Source organism: Acetobacter sp. P5B1 (genome assembly GCF_018811985.1).
Classification (GTDB): domain Bacteria; phylum Pseudomonadota; class Alphaproteobacteria; order Acetobacterales; family Acetobacteraceae; genus Acetobacter; species Acetobacter cerevisiae.
This window is the reverse complement of the sequence record NZ_JACRVS010000001.1, coordinates 265469-281972: the sequence shown is the minus strand read 5'-3', so window position 1 is coordinate 281972 and position 16504 is coordinate 265469. Positions and strand designations below refer to the sequence as shown.

The window sequence follows — 16504 nt, the reverse complement described above, 5'->3', positions numbered from 1 at the left end:
GGCCGTTCGCAGTGCGCCGGCCTTATAAACAGAGGGCTGTTGAATGGGTAGCTTAAGCATCTGGCACTGGCTGATTGTGCTTGCGGTTGTGCTGGTGGTTTTTGGCGGTGGCGGCAAGATCAGCTCCATGATGGGTGATTTCGCGAAGGGGATTAAATCCTTCAAGAAGCACATGGCGGATGATGAACCGATGGATGAATCGGCTCCCCGCGCCGGTGGCCATATTTCTCCCCCGCCTGCTGCCAAACCGGCAGACCCCGCTGCTGTGCAGCCTGAAAAAACACACCAGCCCTGAGGCCAGCCGTACGGCACGGCAGGACGCAGGCCGCCCTCGGGCGGTCCGCAGGCGGATTAAAGGCCGGATTTAAAGCATGAGCGAAACCATGACGGATTTTGCACGCGCCACGCAGGATATTCTGGTGGCTGGGCAGCGGATGGATGCGCGTGGCTGGGTGCCTGCCACGGCAGGGAATATCAGCCGCCGTCTGCCGGATGGGCGCATCGCCATCACCCGCTCCGGCTGCCACAAGGGCTTCCTGCAGGCAGCGGATGTGATCACGGTTGATGAGGCCGGAAAGCCCCACCGCAGCGGCGATAAGCCAAGTGCGGAAACGCTGCTGCATTGCCAGATCTATCAGCAGGACCCCACGGCCGGAGCCGTGCTGCACGGACATTCCGTGGCGGCGACCGTGCTGTCCATGATTGAGAAAGGCCCGGCTCTTCACCTTGCAGACTATGAAGTGCTGAAAGTGTTTGAAGGCCAGACCACGCACGAAACGTCTGTGCCGGTGCCTCTGTTTGAGAACGATCAGGACATTGCGCGTCTGGCGCAGGTGGTCGCACCCTCCTTCGGCAGCATGGCGGCGGGCTACATTATTCGCGGCCATGGCGTGTATGTGTGGGGTAAGGATATGCCGACCGCACTGGCGCGGCTGGAAGGGCTGGAGTTTCTTCTGGCCTGCCTGCTGGAAAGAAGGAAGCTGGGCCTGTGAGCACGCTGACCATCTATCAGGATACCGTCCCCGAAACCCCGGTTCTGCAAACGCAGGACTCGGCGGAAATCGCCAGCCAGCTGCGCCCGCTGGGTGTGCGGTTTGAACGGTGGGAAGGCCCGGAAATCCCGCCGCGCTCTGCTGATGCAGAGACGGTTCTGGCCACCTATCGTCCGTTTCTGGACAAGCTGATGGGCGAGACGGGGGCAGGCTCTGCTGACGTTATGCGCGTGGACCCCAACACGCCCAATCTTCCTGCGCTGCGGGCCAAATTCCTGTCCGAACATACGCATAGTGAAGATGAAGTGCGCTTTTTTGTGCATGGCTCCGGCCACTTCATCCTGCATGTGGCGGACAAAATTTACGATGTGGAATGCACCCAGACAGACCTGATTTCCGTACCCGAGGGCACGAAGCACTGGTTTGATGCCGGGCCTGCGCCGGATGTGGTGGCTCTGCGGATTTTTACCCGCAAGGAAGGCTGGATTGCAGACTATACCGGCACCGACCTTGCAAACCGTTTTATGGCTTACGATCAATGAGTGCAGTCTCTCACACGCCGCGCGTCGCCCTGCTGGATATTGAGGGCACAACTGCCCCGGTCTCCTTCGTGCATCAGGTGCTGTTCCCTTATGCCCGCACCCATCTGCCTAAACTGGTGGCGGAACATGCGCATGACCCGGTGGTGCATGAGCAGCTGGAAGAAATTGCCCGTCTGGCCCCCGGTGTGCCCCCCATGGATCAGCTGACGCGCTGGATGGATGAGGATGCCAAAGTCAGCCCGCTCAAGGCGCTTCAGGGCATTGTGTGGGGGCAGGGCTATCAGCGCGGTGAACTGATTGCCAGCCTGTATCCGGATGTCGTGCCAGCGCTGGAAGCCTGGTCCAGAGCCGGGGTGACGCTGGCGGTCTATTCTTCCGGCTCCGAGCCTGCGCAAAAGCTGATTTACGGCCATACGCAGCAGGGTGACGTCACACCGCTGTTCAGCCGGTTTTTTGATCTGCGTGTGGGCGGCAAGAAAGACGAGAAGAGCTATCGCAACATCCTGCTGGAAACCGGCTGGAAGCCTGAGGATGTGCTGTTTCTCTCTGATGTGACGGCGGAGCTTGATGCCGCAGCGGATGCCGGGTTGCAGGTCTGCCAGATTGTCCGTCCGGATGATGGCACGGTGGCAGGCAAGCGCCATCCGGTGGCGGCAACCCTGCAGGATGCGGCGCGTCTGTTCGGTCTGCGCGGTGCGGAGCCGCAGGCGTGATCCGGGCGCAGCTGCACGAGAACTGGAAGGCCATCCCCGATGAAGCTCGTGGCTGCGCTGCTGCTCTGGGGAATTTTGATGGGGTGCATCTTGGGCACGCTCATCTGGTGCATACCCTCCATTCCGCCCGGCCTGACCTACCTCTGGCTGTGGTGACGTTTGACCCGCACCCGCGTGAACTGTTCCGCCCGCAGGACCCGCCGTTTCGCCTGACCCTGTCAGCTGAAAAGCTGGCAGCGCTTGAGGCGCTGGGTGTGCGGCATGTCTTCCAGATCAAATTTGATGAAGCCTTCTCCCAGATGTCCGCCGAGCGGTTTGTGGAAGATGTGCTGTATGATGCGCTGGGCCTGAAGCATGTGGCCTGCGGGCCGGATTTTGCTTTCGGGCACCGGCGCGGGGGCGACGTGACGTTCCTGTCCGAACGCTCGGCGGAACTGGGGATGGGCTTTACCCCCGTGCAGGCGCTGTCCGACGGGGCAGGACCGTATTCCTCTTCCCGCATCCGGCGGCTGTTGCAGGATGGCTACCCGGAACGGGCTGCGGAAGAGCTGGGGCGCCCGTGGTTTATCCGGGGTGAGGTCAAGCATGGCGACAAGCGAGGCCGTCTGCTGGGCTTCCCCACCGCCAACATTCCGCTCGGGCGGCATCTGGAACCCGCTCGCGGCGTGTATGCCGTCACGGTGCGCTTGCCCAACGGCCAGACGCGGCCCGGTGTGGCCAATATCGGCCGCCGCCCGACGATTAATGACGGGCAGGAAAGCCGGCTGGAAGTCAATCTGTTTGACTTTGACGGCGACCTGTATGGCCAGACCCTCTCTGTCGCGCTGCACCGCATGTTGCGGGCGGAAAAACGCTTTGAAGGGCTGGACGCGCTGAAAGACCAGATCAGGCAGGATGCCGTGCAGGCTCGTGGCGTTCTGGAAGAAGAACTGCGCGGGAATTAACCCTGATAATGCCCCTTGCAGCTTGACCCTTTGGGCTTGCGCTTGGATAACGGATAAACGTGCAGGTCTGCCAGTCTGGCGGGCCTGTTGTTGTGCCGAACCCGAACCAGAGTGACACCTGCCGTTCCATGTCTAAATCCAGCAGCAGTGATTCAGAGAAAAGCGCTAACGCCGATCTGTATCGCGATACCGTCTTTCTGCCCCGCACGCCCTTCCCCATGCGTGGCAACCTGCCAAAGCGGGAGCCGGACTGGCTTGCCCAGTGGGCTGAGATTGGGCTGGATGCGCAGATAAAGCAGCAGGCGGAAGGCCGTCAGCCCTTCACGCTGCATGATGGCCCTCCGTATGCGAACGGCCACCTGCACATCGGCCACGCGATGAACAAGATCAACAAGGACGTCATCAACCGCGCCCACCGCATGTCCGGCTATGCCGTGCGGTATGTGCCGGGCTGGGACTGCCATGGTCTGCCGATTGAGTGGAAGGTGGAAGAGGAATACCGCAAGGCGAAACGGGATAAGGATTCCGTGCCTGTGCTGGAATTCCGTGCGGAATGCCGCGCCTATGCCGCCAAATGGCTGGGCGTGCAGATGGAAGAGTTCAAGCGCCTTGGCGTGCAGGCCGAATGGGCCAACCGCTACGCGACCATGGATTTTTCTTCCGAATCCGCCATCGTCGGGGAAATCGGGCGTTTTCTGCTCAATGGCGGTCTGTATCGCGGCCTGCGTCCCGTGATGTGGAGCCCGGTTGAAAAAACCGCTCTGGCCGAAGCTGAAATTGAATATCACGACCACAAATCCACAACCATTCTGGTGGCTTTCCCCATTGTGAAAGACCCCACCCCGGCGCATGCGCTCAAGGATGTGTCCGTGGTGATCTGGACCACCACGCCGTGGACCATCCCCGGTAACCGCGCGCTGGCTTACGGGCCGGAGATCACCTACGTGGTGCTGCGTGTGGATGAAACGCGTGAGGGCGCTCTGCTGGAGCCGGGTGCCAAGGTTCTGGTGGCCGAAGCACTGGTGGACAGCTTCTGCAACGAAGCCCATATTTCCGCGCACCATATTCTCTACACCCTGCCGGGTGAGGCGCTGAAGGGGGCCGTCTGCGCGCATCCGCTGCGTGGCTCCGGCTATGATTATGACGTGCCGATGCTGCCGGGTGATTTTGTCACGACGGAAGCAGGCACGGGCCTTGTGCACATGGCCCCGGCTCATGGTGAGGACGACTTCCGTCTGTGCAGGGATTACGGCGTGGAAGTGCCGGAAACCGTACAGGATGATGGCACATATGCGCCGTGGGTTCCGGGTTTTGCCGGTGTGCATGTGTTCAAGGCAGCGGACCCGGTCTGTGCGACGCTGACCGCTGTAATGGAGCAGGCCAACGCTGCAGGCACAGCACCAGCCGGTCTGGTGGCCCGTGGTGAACTGGTTCATTCCTATCCGCATTCCTGGCGCTCCCGCGCCCCGGTGATCTATCGCGCCACGCCGCAGTGGTTCATCCGCATGGATGGCGAGGCCGCACTCCGTCAGAAGGCGCTGAATGCGCTGGATGATGTGACGTTTGTGCCCGCACAGGCCCGCAACCGCCTGACGTCCATGATCGAAAATCGCCCCGACTGGTGCATCAGCCGCCAGCGCGCATGGGGCGTGCCCATTGCCGTGTTTGTTGAAAAACGCACCGGCGAAGTCCTGCGTGATGCCGAAGTGATGCAGCGTGTTGTGGACATCTTCCGTGAGGAAGGGGCTGACGCATGGTACAGCTCTCCGGCCTCTCGCTTCCTTGGGGAAGGGCGCAACGCGGACGATTACGAGCAGGTGTTCGACATTGTCGATGTCTGGTTCGAGAGTGGTTCCACCCATTCCTTCGTGCTCGGCCAGCCCGGTCTGTCCTTCCCGGCAGATCTGTATCTGGAAGGGTCTGACCAGCATCGCGGCTGGTTCCAGTCCTCACTGCTGGAAAGTGTTGGTACGCGGGGCATTTCACCCTTCAAGGCTGTTGTGACCAACGGCTTTGTGCTGGATGAGCACGGTCGCAAAATGTCCAAATCTCTGGGCAACGTGATCGCGCCGCAGGAAGTGAATGACAATCTGGGCGCGGATATCCTGCGCCTGTGGGTCATGAATTCCGACACCAATGAAGATCTGCGCATCGGTAAGGAAATCCTCAAGCAGCAGGGCGAACTCTATCGCCGCCTGCGTAATACGCTGCGCTGGCTGCTGGGCGCTCTGGATGGCTTTACGGAAGAAGAAGCGCTGCCGTATGACCAGCTTCCGGAACTGGAACGCTGGGTGCTGCATCGCCTGACCGACCTTGGCGGCCTGATGACTCGCGCTGTGGAAACGCATGAATGGGTTGGGGTCTATCCGGCCCTGCATGGCTTCTGCACCACGGATCTGTCGGCCTTCTACTTCGATATCCGCAAGGACACGCTCTATTGCGATGCGCCGTCCAGCCTGACGCGTCGTGCGGCCCGGACAGTGCTGGACCATCTGCATCGCTGCCTGACCACATGGCTGGCGCCGGTGCTGGTCTTTACGGCGGAAGAAGCATGGACGGCCCGCTTTGGGGACGGTGAAAGCGTGCATCTGCAGGCCTTCCCGGATCTGCCGGCTGAGTGGAGCAATCCGGAACTGGATGAACGCTGGACGCGCCTGCGCGGTGTGCGGCGTATCATCACCACGGAAATTGAAGGCGCGCGGCGTGATGGCACCGTTGGCTCTTCGTTGCAGGCCCAGGTGGAACTGACCCTTTCTGAAGAGGAAGCGGCTGAGTTTGCCGGGGTGAACTGGAGCGAGTTGGCCATTGTCTCGCACGTCGACGTGCTGATCGCTCCGCAGAGCAGCTCGGTTTATGTCGAGGGCGAAGAAGGTGGCGAACTGCATGGGGCTCCGGTTGTGCGTCCGGCAGAGGGTGAGAAATGCGCTCGTTGCTGGCAAGTTCTGCCGGAAACCGGCACGCGAGACGGGGCGCCGGGCCTGTGCCTGCGCTGTGCCGATGTGGTGGCGGAGCGGGAACAGCAGGTGACAACGGCTGTGCAGGAGGGCGCGTGAGCACACCGCTTGTGCGCCGGCCCTTCGGCATCGGCTTTCTGGTGCTGATGCTGGCTCTCTCGGCGGATCAGCTCAGCAAATACTGGATTTTGTATGGGCTGGATCTGCCGGACCGGGTTTCCGTCAAGGTCATGCCGGGCCTGAACTTCACCATGGTCTGGAACCATGCGGTGACGTTCGGGATGTTCGGTGGTTTAGGCAATGCCGGGCGGATTCTGTTTTCCGTTATCGCGCTCAGCGTGGCCTCCGGCCTGCTGGTGTGGATGGCCAGAACCCCCAGTAAACTGACAGCCGCCTGCGTGGGGGCTATTACCGGCGGGGCCATTGGCAACGTGATTGACCGCGTGCGTTATGGCGCGGTGGTCGATTTTATTCATGCACATGCTTTTGGTTGGTCATGGTATGTGTTTAATGTGGCTGACTCTGCTATTGTATGTGCAGTCTGTGTTCTGGTGTTGCAGAGTGTCTTCTCGGACCGGCAGCAGCAGGCATCGTGATTTATAAAGCAACCTGTCGTACCGGCAGGCTGGGCAGGAAGGATATAAGACAGAAGATGGCGTGCCGTGTCTCGACACTGATTTCTCCGCTGCTTCTTCTGGGTGGCTGCGTAATGCTGACCGGGTGTTCCGGGACGGAAGCCGCCCGTGCGTTCGGGCTGGAACGCAGTATGCCGGATGAATACACCGTCACCACTCGTGCGCCGCTGTCCATGCCGCCCATGGATGCGCTGGCCAAGCCGGTAAGTGGGGCAGACCGCCCGCAGGATGAGAGTGAACGCCTGCAGGCTCTGGAAACGCTCTCTCCGGATGTGGCGCTGCGTGGCACCAACGGGGATACCAGCGGTGCCCAGTCCATTCTGGTGAATGAAGCGGCAGACGCCTCCGATGCGCCGGATGAAGGCGAGCTTGGGGCTGCGGGCTCCGGCTTTGTGAGCCAGCTGATGTTCTGGAAAGGTGGCAATGCCGGGTCTGCTGTTGATGCAGATGCGGAAAACCGCCGCCTGAAAGCCAATGCGGCTCTGGGGAACAAGCCGACCAAAGGCGTGACCCCCACAGTGCATCCTAAAAAATCCGGCCTGTTCTAAGGCTAAGGTCTGACCATGTCGGACCCGGTTTCCTCCTCATCTGAAACGTCCGGCACCCTGCCGTTGCGGCCTGCGCTGCGGCGGCTGCCGGAAGTACTGGTGAACCGCATTGCCGCGGGTGAGGTGATTGAACGCCCTGCGGCTGCCCTCAAGGAACTGGTGGAAAACGCCATTGATGCCGGGGCAAAGCGGCTGGATGTCAGTCTGCAAAATGGCGGGATTGACCAGATTATTGTGACGGATGACGGGAACGGCATGTTCCCGGATGAACTCATGCTGGCAGTTGAACGCCACTGTACGTCCAAATTGCAGGACGAATCCCTCGTTCATATTCGCACCCTCGGCTTCCGGGGGGAGGCGCTGCCGTCCATCGGGGCTGCGGCGCGGCTGAGCATCACCTCCCGCCCGCGTGGCGAGAGTGGCGCGTGGAAAATCCGCGTCGAAGGCGGCAGGATTTTTCCGCCTGAACCCAGCGCAGGCGCACCGGGCACCAGTGTGGTGGTGGAAGACCTGTTTTTTGCGACCCCGGCCCGGCGCAAGTTTCTCAAAAGCGCGCGCGTTGAAGGACGGCATGCCGAGAGCGTCATCCGGCGTCTGGCGCTGGCGGTGCCGGATACGGCCTTTCGCTTCAGCATGGATGACCGCGTGGTGTTTGATTTGCCCGCGCAGGATATGGCGGCCCGGGCGGCGGCCCTGCTGGGGGCCAATGAGGCCGATGGCTTTCTGAAAATTCACGGCGAGCGGGACGGTATGACGCTGTCCGGTTTTGCCTGCGGGCCGTCCGTGCATCGGGCGACGGCGGCAGGGCAGTTCATGCTGGTCAACGGCCGTCCGGTGGTGGACCCGGTTTTGAAAACCGCTGTGCGCGTGGCGTATCGGCGGGTCATTGAACATGGGCGGCATCCCGTGGTGGCGCTGATGCTCACCATCCCGCCCGACCGCGTGGACGTGAACGTCCACCCCGCCAAAACAGAATTGCGCTTTGCGGATGAGGCCTCTGTCCGCTCTCTGGTCATCGGCACGCTGGGGCGGGCGCTGGAGGCCGGTGCAGGCAGCGTAGGCGTCCGGCCTTCGTTTTCCGCCGTCAGGCCGGGTCGCATCTGGTATCCGCCGGAAAACACGCCGCAACAGCCAGCGCCTCCCGCACCGGGCCAGCGGCCTATGCCATATGGCACGCAGGGAAGCTTTGCCGAGCCGCGTCTTGGGCTGGGGGATACGCCGTCCGCCCGTATGCTGCCGCCTTTGCCTTCGGGGGATGGGACGGGCTTGTATGGGAACGGCACCGGCGCTGAGGACGGCCCGCGGGGTTCAGACATGTCTGGTTCTGGGGGCTTTGGGGCCGGATTAGATGCGCCTGCCTTCTCATCGGATGGGCCAACGCAGGACGGGCAGAGCGGGCTTGCCTCCGGTTATGCGCCGGGCGCTGGCGGATGGGATGCGGGTAGCAGGGCACCGGGGGTATTGCCGGAGTCGTATGCTGCCGGAACTGCCCCGCCATCCGCTGTTTCTGCACAGCAGGCCGCCGCGCACCCCTTGGGGGCGGCGGTGGCGCAGGTGCTGGATACTTACATTATTGCGGTGGCAGCGGATGGCAGTCTTGTGCTGGTGGACCAGCATGCCGCGCATGAGCGGCTGACGCATGAGCGCCTGCGGGAGCAGTTCCTCAGCGGTAGCATACGCGGGCAGCGCCTGCTGGTGCCGGATGTGGTGGAACTGCCACGCGGGCAGGTGGACGTGCTGGTGAGCCGGCAGGAGATGCTGGCCAAACTGGGCATTGAGCTGGAAGCCTTTGGCGGCACTGCTGTACTGGTGCGTGCTCTCCCCGCCATGCTGAACACCACGGACGCCATTGGCCTGCTGCGCGATCTGGCCGAAGAGCTGGAAGCGGATGATTCCGGCGCGCCGGATGAAATGCCCTCGCTGGACGGGCGGCTGGACGCGGTGATTGCCCGCATGGCCTGCCACGGCAGTATTCGCGCCGGGCGACGCCTGAGCCGGGAAGAAATGGACGCCCTGCTGCGGCAGATGGAGGCCACGCCGCGCGCTGGCACCTGTTCCCACGGGCGGCCCACATGGCTGAAAATGACAAAAAACGATCTGGAAAAACTGTTCGGGCGGCGGTGAGACTCCGCAGGTTCTCACAGAGTATTGGCGTGTGCTCTGCGGAACGTGAACAGCACTTCTCTGGTTTCTCTTTCTAAAAGAGAGCAGGGTCAGAATGAAGTGATGCAATCTGGATGGTAAAAACGCTGTGCCCCATGCTCTGCTGTCTCTGATAACTTATGTCCCACTGGCGGGTGCGCTGGTAGCCTGGCTTTTTTGTCGGGGAGGGGAGGCGCAGGACCTTCTGGCCCGGCGGATCGGGCTGGGGACCAGTCTGGCCGTTCTGGCGCTGAGCGTTGCGTTGTGGTGCGGTTTTAACCCCGCAACACCGGGCCTGCAGTTTGAAACCCGGCTGGGCTGGGTCTCGGATGCCGGGATCTCCTACCATACCGGAGTGGATGGCATCTCGCTGGTGTTTATCCTGCTCACAGCGTTTCTTACCCCGCTGGCCATGGCCGCGGGGGCGCGCAGCATCCGCACGCAGGCACGGGAGTTTGTGGCCGCCATGCTGCTGCTGGAAACGGCGCTCTTCGGCCTGTTTTCCGCGCAGGACCTGCTGCTGTTCTATGTGTTTTATGAAGCAACGCTGATCCCCGCGAGTTTGATGATCGGCATCTGGGGCGGCCCGAAGCGGGCATGGGCCTCGTTGCAGTTCTTCCTGTTCACGTTCGGCGGCTCGCTGTTCATGCTCATCGCTCTGATCGTGATGTGGCAGCAGGCGGGAACGACGGATATTCCGGCACTCATGCAGGCAGGCTTTTCCCATTCCCTGCAAGGTTGGCTGCTTCTGGCCTTCCTGCTGGCGTTTGGCGTGAAGCTTCCGCTGTTCCCTCTGCATGCCTGGCTGCCGGATGCGTATTCCGAAGCACCGGCTCCGGCCTCCGCCATGCTTTCCGGCGTGCTGTCCAAAACCGGGGCGTATGGTCTGCTGCGGTTTGGGGTGCTGATGTTCCCGGATGCCGCCCATCTGTTCGCCCCCTATGTGCTGGCGCTGGGTGTGGTGGCGATTCTCTATGCCGCTTTCGTCGCCTTTGCGCAGACGGATATGAAGCGGGTGATCGCCTATTCCTCCTTCTCCCACATGGGCATGATTGCCGTGGGGCTGTTCACGCTGACGGCAGAAGGCATTGATGGCGCTATCTTCCAGATGCTCTCGCATGGCGTGGTGATTGCTGCACTGTTCTTCTGTGTTTCAGCGGTCGCCCTGCGGTCGGACACGCAGCAGATTTCTGCTTTGGGTGGTGTGGCGCGGCAAATGCCGGTGCTGGCTCTGCTGACCATGCTGTTTACCATGGCCAATATCGGCCTGCCCGGCACCGGCTCCTTTGTGGGTGAGGTGCTGGTGCTGATGGGGGCGATTCACGTCTCAGTCTGGGTCGCGCTGCTGGCCGGAGGCACCATGATTATGGGGGCGGTGTATATGCTCTCCCTGTATCGCCGGGTGCTGTTTGGCGGCGTGCAGGGGGCTGTGCATCTGCTGCGCGATTTGAGTGTGGGGGAAATGGCGGTGCTTGCTCCGCTGGCGCTTGTCACACTCTGGATGGGCGTTCACCCCGGTAGCTTTACCCGCCTGTTTGACCCCGTAGTGATGCAGGCCATGCATCATGGCGCTCTCACAGCTACGGCCTCTCTGCCAGACGCCACGGTGCATCTGGCGGCCCGGTAAAACGGGCCTTTTAGACCGGGCCTTTCCGGCGTTGGTGGGCGGCAGTTTTACTGCGGTAATTCAGGCTGTTCGTTCGGCGGGCCTTTTTTGCCCGGTGTTAGCACTGTGCCCGCAGAGGCCAGCACAATGCACAAAATGCCGCCCATGCGCAGGGGGGAAAGGGTTTCGTGGAGTAGCAGAATCCCCGCACAGGCCGCACAGACAGGTTCCAGACTATACAGCACGCCCAGATCCCGCGCGGAAAGGCGGTGCATGGCCTGCATTTCCAGCGCGTAAGGCAGCGCGGAGGAGCTCAGTGCCACCAGCACTGCCATGCCCAGCAGGAGCGGGTGGTTCAGGCCGATCAGGAACGCCGGGGTGAAGCAGGGCAGGAACAGGATGACGGCGCTGGACAACAGGCCCAGAGCGCAGGCGTGGCCGGGGGAGAGCTTGCCGGTCATGCGTTTGCCAAAAACGATGTAGAGCGCCCAGCAGATAGCTGCCCCCACGGCATACCCAACGCCCACCATATCCGGCAGAGCGGCTGTATCCGGCTTCAGCAGCAGGCACAGGCCCAGCACTGTGAGGGTAATCCAGCCGATGTCAGCCAGCCTGCGGGAGCCAATAAAGGCCAGAAACAGCGGGCCGGTAAATTCAATGGCGACGGTCATGCCCAGCGGAATGCGTTCCAGTGCGAGGTAGAAGCACAGGTTCATCCCGGCAATGGCAATGCCGTAAGGCAGCACAAGCCGAAGGGTGCGGCGTGAGATGGCATGCCAGCTGCGGAAAAACACAACCAGCGCAATGGCCGCAAACGCCGTGCGCAGGCCGACCATGCCCCCAGCCCCAAAAAGCGGGAACAGAGATTTAGCCAGTGATGAGCCAAACTGGAGGCAGATCATGCTGCCGACCAGCTGGGTTAGCGCAAGCACGCGTTCCTTAAGAGGGCTGTTGGCAAAGGAAGCAGGCATGCTCAGGCGTGTCCATGAGTCCGGAGCATGCCGAACATGATGTTAGAAAAAGGGGGCTGGATCATACATCCAGCAGTTCACCAACAGACTGAGCGTGTTCCTGAATGAAGGCAAAGCGGAGTTCCGGCTTACGGCCCATCAGGCTTTCCACCCTTTCCCGCGTGGCCAGCCGATCTTCCGGCAGGGCCACTACGCGCAGCAGCGTGCGGCGTTTGGGGTCCATGGTGGTTTCTTTCAGGTCACCCGGAGGCATTTCGCCCAGACCTTTAAAGCGGGAGACATCAATCTTGCCCCGCGCCTTGAAGGCGGTTTTCATTTTGCGCTCACGGTCAGCATCATCCATCGCATAGACGGTGTGTGCACCCTGGGTCAGCCGGTAAAGCGGTGGCTGCGCCAGATAGAGCCGCCCGTTGCGGATCAGATCCGGCAGTTCACGGTAGAAGAACGTCATGAGCAGCGAGGCAATATGCGCACCGTCCACGTCAGCATCGGTCATGATGATGACGCGGCCATAGCGCAGCTTGCTCAGTTCAAACCGGTCGCCCGAACCGCAGCCGAGGGCTTCAATCAGATCCCGTAGTTCCTGATTGGCGCGGAGTTTTTCCGTGGTGGCGCTGGCCACGTTCAGAATTTTCCCGCGTAGAGGCAGGACGGCCTGCGTTTCCCGGTTGCGGGCCTGCTTGGCGGACCCACCGGCGGAGTCACCCTCCACCAGAAAGATTTCAGTTTCTTCGGCGCGTTCCCGCGTGCAGTCGGTCAGCTTACCCGGCAGGCGCAGGCGGCGTGTTGCACTTTTACGCGGCGTGTCTTTCTGCTCGCGGCGGCGCAGACGTTCTTCGGCCCGCTCAATCACAAAACCGAGCAGGGCATCGGCCTGCGGCGGGTTCTGGGCCAGCCAGTGGTCAAACCGATCCCGCAGCGCGGTTTCCACCAGTTTGCTGGCTTCGGAGGAAGTCAGCTTTTCCTTGGTCTGCCCCTGAAACTGCGGATCCCGGATAAAGACGGAGAGCTTGGCGGCAATCATGCCCAGCACGTCTTCCGCCGTGATGGAGGCAGCTTTCTTGTTGGACCGCTGATCCCCCCATGCGCGCAGGCCTTTGACCAGTGCGTTACGGAAGCCCGTCTCATGCGTGCCGCCCTGCGGGGTAGGGATGGTATTACAGTAGGAGGCCAGCGCCGCAGTCCCGCTTTCCAGAAAAGCGACGGCCCATTCCACGCGGCCATTATCCGTACCATCGGCTGCTGGCGGCAGGTTGGCATCACCGGCCCAGAGCGGGGTGAGCAGCGGGGCGGAGGCTCCGAGTTCATCCGTCAGGCTGTCGGCCAGACCGCCGGGGAAATGCAGCGTGGCTTCTGTCGGGGTGTCATCTCCCGTCTTGATCAGAGACGGATCACAGGACCAGCGAATGGTCACGCCCCGGAACAGGAAGGCCTTGGACCGGCAGAGCTTGTAGAGTCGGGACGGCACAAAAACGTGCGAACCGAAAATGAGCGTGTCCGGCTGGAATGTAATCTGGGTGCCGCGCCGGTTTTGCGTGGGGCCAACCTTTTCCAGCGCCGTGACGGGCTTGCCGCGCTCATAGGCCTGACGCCAGATGGCACGGTCCCGGGCAATTTCCACATCCATGCGGGAGGAGAGGGCGTTCACCACGGAAGACCCGACTCCGTGCAGACCGCCGGAGGTGGCATAGGCCTTGCCGGAGAATTTGCCGCCAGCATGCAGGGTGGTGAGAATGACTTCCAGCGCGGAGCGGTCGGGGAAGCGCGGATGCGCATCCACGGGAATACCGCGCCCGTTATCCCGAATGGTCAGACGATTTTCCGGGGCCAGCCGCACATCAATGGCCGAGGCATGGCCTGCCACGGCTTCATCCATCGCGTTATCCAGCACTTCGGCGGCGAGGTGATGCAGGGCGCCCTCATCCGTGCCGCCGATATACATGCCGGGGCGGCGGCGGACAGGCTCAAGCCCTTCCAGAACCTCAATGGCGCTGGCGTCATAGGCCTGGGGGCTGGTCTCAGCTTTGGTCGCAGGTTTTCCCGCAGGCTTGCGGGAAGGCGGGGGCGCAGAAAACAGGTCGCTCATGGATATGGTCTGTCCCGCTTTGTCGCTGATTCGTCAAGCAGGCCTGATCTGGAAGGGCGACGGATGGCCGGGCCTGAACTGCAATACCATCCGTCGCAAGGCTAAAAGCCTCAGGCGCGATGCGTCGTTTTTGCTTTGGCTTTTGTTGCGCGGCGTGCCGGGCGGGCCGAATGGGAGGCCGCAGGGGCTGCGCAGGTTTCAAAAGAGGCCGGCTGGGTGACGTCCTTGGCTTCCGTATAGTTGGCCAGATCTTCAGAGCTTTCCAGAGCATTCACTTCGTCAAACATGGCAATGCGCTGCATGCAGAAGATGGTGCCGGACTGAAGGCCTTTTTCAGACTGAATATTGGCCAGCTGTGTGATGTAATCATCATGCTCACGCTGGGCGCTGCTGCCATAGGTGCTGCGGAAATAGGTGTTGAGCTTCTGCTCTTCATTCAGCAGCGTGGAGCGGAATTTGCCGACAAACGCATTGTAACGGTCCTGCGCGTTGCAGGAGAGAGCCGTGACCATCAGCTCACTTTTCAGAGCCTGAATATCGAACGCTTCATGCGCCGGGGAGTGGCCGCACGGGGTGGCAGCAAGCGTTACGGTGCTGTGCAGCACACCAAAAGCAACGGCACCAGCGGCAAGAAAACGGGAAAAAGACATGCGGGTCCTCCGATACAAGCTGGAGCGGGCGTGCCTCTTCACATCAAGGTCTCCCCGGCAGGCTCAGCGTATGAAACGGTTTTCGACAAGGTTTGATGAACGAAATAGCGTATTCAGCAGAGAAAGATAGAAGTATTTTTTCATACCGCGTCTCAGCATTACAGCATGCTGGAAGTCTCATCACATTCACGCAGGCCGGAACACAGGGATGACACAGTGTGGTCTTCCAAACTCTTAATTTCGGGCAAAATGATGTCGCTTTTTCAAAAGCGAGGCAGCCGTGCGGGGAGATGCTCTTTATCCCCCTTTCTTCCTTCCTCAGTATGTTCTAAACGCAAAGACGAATCATGCGGCACAGCGGGAAGTGGGCATAAGTTTGCCCTATTTGCCCGCAATAGAGTGCGCAGAAGGTTCATGTGTACTTAATAAATAGTGAAGCGGAGCTGTCGAGTGCGCTTGCGAGGAATTGCCGTTTTGGCGCTAACTGGTGGTATGCTTGCCGGCTGTGCGACTACAGGTGGGCCAGTTAACTCCGGGTCTCCCAACCCGTTTGGGTATATGAAGAAATCTGCGGTCTGCCAGACCACGCCGCTGAAAAAGGCCGCTGATGGCAGCCTGAGCACCACCATGACGGTGCGTTCGGACGATGGCCTGTGTGACCTCAAGGTCTCTCAGGACAACGGGAAGGCCTATGCCTCCTTCGGTGTTTCTCCGGCTCCGGAACACGGTAAGGCGTTCCTGTATAGCCTGGATAACGATACCCACGTGACCTACACGCCGACCATGGCTTATGCCGGTCAGGATACGTTCACGGCTATTCTGGTGCCGGGGCCGGGTGAAAAACGCACCCGCCTGACGGTCACGGCTCAGGTTGACGCCACCGGCGTTGTTCTGCCCCGGCCTGCCGCTCCGGTGGAAACCAAAGCTGCGGAAACGAAAACGACCGCTAAAAAGGCCACCACGACCCGCCGTCGTGTAGTGAGCCACAAGAAATAAGTCTCTGATGTGTGCAGCGTCTCCCGGTTTATGGGGGCGCTGCTGTTTTTGAGACGCTTTTCATAAAAAACGCGCTGTCCCCGGTATTTTCGGGGCAGCGCGTTTTTTGTTTTGGGCAGGTTGTGTGCCCGCAGAAATCAGATGGAAAAGGTAATCGGTTCGCTCAGCGGGCGCTTGAGACCACAGCTCTCGGTCTTTTTAACCAGATCATCCAGCGTGGTTTTCTTCATCTGGGCCGTCAGATCTTTGTCGAACTGCTTCCAGCACGGTTCGATCACCTTGCTGAACAGCGGACCTTGCGGGCCATCATCCCCGTTATTGTCATCCTGCGTGACCGCATTGATGATATCGACCAGAGAAATATCCCGCCGGGGGCGACCCAGACGGTAGCCACCGCGCGGCCCGCGAATGCTTTCCAGCAGCCCGGTGCGTGAAAGGGCCTGCAACAGCGGCTCAATTCCACGCCGTGCCAGAGCGGAGCGTTCGGCAATATCAGCAGCACTGACCGTGCCGGAGCGGCCTGCATGAAAGGCGACATCCAGCATGATGAGCACGGCTGTCATAGCTCTGTCCCGACGCAGGATCATGGGTCTGGTTCCTTTCACCTCAGAAAAAGGCAAATCTGCCGTTAAACATGAATGACATCGAGATATAGCAGGCGTTCTCCTGTTTATCTACGCTGATAATTCGTATTATAAAAGAGCCACGTGAGAAAACACACAGAA

Annotated in this window: 15 protein-coding genes; 11 read left to right on the top strand and 4 right to left on the bottom strand. The window is 61.0% G+C overall.

Annotated elements, in window-relative coordinates; all coding sequences use genetic code 11:
- Positions 1-43 precede the first annotated feature (43 nt).
- From KP703_RS01230 to KP703_RS01185, 10 genes are all read left to right on the top strand, one after another.
- Positions 44-295 (top strand): twin-arginine translocase TatA/TatE family subunit, encoded by a 252-nt coding sequence (locus tag KP703_RS01230; RefSeq protein WP_062250564.1) that lies wholly within the window; start codon positions 44-46, stop codon positions 293-295.
- 76 nt (positions 296-371) lie between these two features.
- The gene (locus KP703_RS01225; protein ID WP_061508897.1) at positions 372-992 is read left to right on the top strand and encodes a methylthioribulose 1-phosphate dehydratase; all 621 of its coding nucleotides are present in this window, start codon (positions 372-374) and stop codon (positions 990-992) included.
- Positions 989-1534, top strand: a complete 546-nt coding sequence (locus tag KP703_RS01220) for an acireductone dioxygenase (protein ID WP_215753543.1) — start codon at positions 989-991, stop codon at positions 1532-1534. Before KP703_RS01225 ends, KP703_RS01220 begins: the two co-directional genes overlap by 4 nt.
- Complete coding sequence (gene mtnC / locus KP703_RS01215) at positions 1531-2247, top strand: acireductone synthase (RefSeq protein WP_215753542.1); 717 nt, start codon at positions 1531-1533, stop codon at positions 2245-2247. The genes KP703_RS01220 and mtnC overlap by 4 nt, the downstream gene beginning before the upstream one ends.
- A complete protein-coding gene (locus KP703_RS01210) occupies positions 2244-3191 on the top strand; it encodes a bifunctional riboflavin kinase/FAD synthetase (RefSeq protein WP_197463901.1) in 948 nt (315 codons plus the stop codon). The genes mtnC and KP703_RS01210 overlap by 4 nt, the downstream gene beginning before the upstream one ends.
- A 128-nt stretch (positions 3192-3319) precedes the next feature.
- Positions 3320-6244 carry an isoleucine--tRNA ligase gene (gene ileS, locus KP703_RS01205; protein WP_215753577.1) on the top strand — a complete coding sequence of 975 codons (2925 nt, stop codon included), beginning with the start codon at positions 3320-3322 and terminating at the stop codon, positions 6242-6244.
- On the top strand, positions 6241-6741 hold the full coding sequence (gene lspA, locus KP703_RS01200) for a signal peptidase II (protein ID WP_082779869.1): 501 nt from the start codon (positions 6241-6243) through the stop codon (positions 6739-6741). The genes ileS and lspA overlap by 4 nt, the downstream gene beginning before the upstream one ends.
- A 56-nt stretch (positions 6742-6797) precedes the next feature.
- Positions 6798-7328 (top strand): DUF3035 domain-containing protein, encoded by a 531-nt coding sequence (locus KP703_RS01195; protein WP_062140689.1) that lies wholly within the window; start codon positions 6798-6800, stop codon positions 7326-7328.
- Positions 7329-7343: 15 nt separating this feature from the next.
- On the top strand, positions 7344-9452 hold the full coding sequence (gene mutL / locus KP703_RS01190; protein ID WP_215753541.1) for a DNA mismatch repair endonuclease MutL: 2109 nt from the start codon (positions 7344-7346) through the stop codon (positions 9450-9452).
- A 127-nt stretch (positions 9453-9579) separates the two neighbouring features.
- Positions 9580-11097, top strand: a complete 1518-nt coding sequence (locus tag KP703_RS01185) for an NADH-quinone oxidoreductase subunit M (RefSeq protein ID WP_215753540.1) — start codon at positions 9580-9582, stop codon at positions 11095-11097.
- 47 nt (positions 11098-11144) lie between these two features.
- Here the strand turns inward: KP703_RS01185 and KP703_RS01180 are convergent, their stop codons facing one another.
- The 3 genes from KP703_RS01180 to KP703_RS01170 all read right to left on the bottom strand — a co-directional run bounded on the left by KP703_RS01180 (position 11145) and on the right by KP703_RS01170 (position 14783).
- Positions 11145-12047, bottom strand: coding sequence for a DMT family transporter (locus KP703_RS01180; protein ID WP_215753539.1), 903 nt, complete (start codon positions 12045-12047; stop codon positions 11145-11147).
- A 61-nt stretch (positions 12048-12108) separates the two neighbouring features.
- Positions 12109-14133 carry a DNA topoisomerase IV subunit B gene (parE, locus tag KP703_RS01175; RefSeq protein ID WP_215753538.1) on the bottom strand — a complete coding sequence of 675 codons (2025 nt, stop codon included), beginning with the start codon at positions 14131-14133 and terminating at the stop codon, positions 12109-12111.
- A gap of 110 nt (positions 14134-14243) precedes the next feature.
- Positions 14244-14783 carry a hypothetical protein gene (locus tag KP703_RS01170; protein WP_062250578.1) on the bottom strand — a complete coding sequence of 180 codons (540 nt, stop codon included), beginning with the start codon at positions 14781-14783 and terminating at the stop codon, positions 14244-14246.
- A gap of 450 nt (positions 14784-15233) precedes the next feature.
- Between KP703_RS01170 and KP703_RS01165 the strand changes: the two genes are divergently transcribed.
- A complete protein-coding gene (locus KP703_RS01165; RefSeq protein WP_043552062.1) occupies positions 15234-15779 on the top strand; it encodes a hypothetical protein in 546 nt (181 codons plus the stop codon).
- A 137-nt stretch (positions 15780-15916) separates the two neighbouring features.
- Here the strand turns inward: KP703_RS01165 and KP703_RS01160 are convergent, their stop codons facing one another.
- Positions 15917-16366, bottom strand: coding sequence for an Rrf2 family transcriptional regulator (locus KP703_RS01160; protein WP_062140700.1), 450 nt, complete (start codon positions 16364-16366; stop codon positions 15917-15919).
- Between the last annotated feature and the right edge of the window lie 138 nt (positions 16367-16504).